1 protein-coding gene is annotated in these 1,228 nt (G+C 57.7%); it reads left to right on the top strand.

Annotated features, from left to right (window positions below; translation table 11 throughout):
* Positions 1–60 precede the first annotated feature (60 nt).
* Complete coding sequence (locus GD429_RS40000; protein ID WP_152865739.1) at positions 61–1,221, top strand: IS30 family transposase; 1,161 nt, start codon at positions 61–63, stop codon at positions 1,219–1,221.
* Positions 1,222–1,228: the final 7 nt, after the last annotated feature.

Raw genomic sequence — 1,228 nt, forward strand, 5'->3', positions numbered from 1 at the left:
TGCGGATTCAACCCGTCGATGCAACACACTTGAGGCTGCATAGCAGCGAGGAGTGTTGCAATGAAACAGAGACGGCGGATCTACTATACAGACAGCCAGAAAGCGCTAATGTGGGAGCGCTGGCGCAAGGGCGAGTCGCTGCAGCAGATCGCCCAGTTGTTTGATCGGAACCATTCCTCGGTACAAGGGATTCTGGCCGAAACGGGGGGCATACAGCCAAAGCAACGGCACCGTTCGAGCTTGGCACTAACCCTTGCCGAGCGGGAGGAGATCTCGCGCTCAGTGGTTGCTGGCGATTCGATTCGCGCGATTGCGATTCGGCTCGCACGTGCTCCGTCCACCATTAGCCGCGAGCTCAAGCGGAACGGCGGCATACAGGGTTATCGGGCGAACGATGCTGACGAACTTGCGTGGGAGCGAGCCCGGCGCCCCCAAGTCTGCAAGCTCGTCAGGAACCGGGAGCTCGCCCAGGTCGTGGCAAGCAAGCTCAGGCTGCAGTGGTCACCTGAGCAGATCGCCGGTTGGCTTAAGCACGTGTATGCGGTCAACAGGGACTATCAGGTGTCGCACGAAACCATATACCGCAGCCTCTATATACAAGCTCGCGGTGCACTCAAAAAGGAATTGCTCGAGCATTTACGGCGCTCGCGAGCTATGCGTCGTTCGCGTCATCACACGATGAAGACCGACGACCACGGCAGAATCTGCGACACCGTCCCGATTAGTGAACGTCCCGCGACCGTTGATGATCGTGCGATACCGGGCCACTGGGAAGGCGATCTGCTGTTCGGCAGCGCGAACAGCCAGATTGCCACTCTTGTCGAGCGTCAGAGCCGCTTCGTGATGCTGGTGAAGGTTGCCAGTAAGGATACGGAAACGGTCATCAACGCATTGATCCGACACGCCGGCAAGCTTCCTCACGAACTATACAAATCACTGACCTGGGATCGAGGCAAGGAGATGGCCGATCACACGCGTTTCACCGTGGCCACCGACATCAAGGTCTATTTTTGTGATCCGCAGAGCCCTTGGCAACGGGGCTCGAACGAGAACACAAATGGGCTCCTCAGACAGTATTTCCCAAAGGGGATCGACCTCTCGGCCTATTCACAGGCCACGCTCAACGCTGTTGCCAAGCGGCTCAATGAGCGTCCTCGAAAGACGCTAGACTTCGATACACCGGCTGAGCGCTTTCATCAATTCGTTGCATCGACGGGTTGAATCCGCA

Origin of the sequence: Burkholderia sp. BE17 (assembly GCF_009362305.1) — a bacterium.
Taxonomy (GTDB): domain Bacteria; phylum Pseudomonadota; class Gammaproteobacteria; order Burkholderiales; family Burkholderiaceae; genus Burkholderia; species Burkholderia pyrrocinia_C.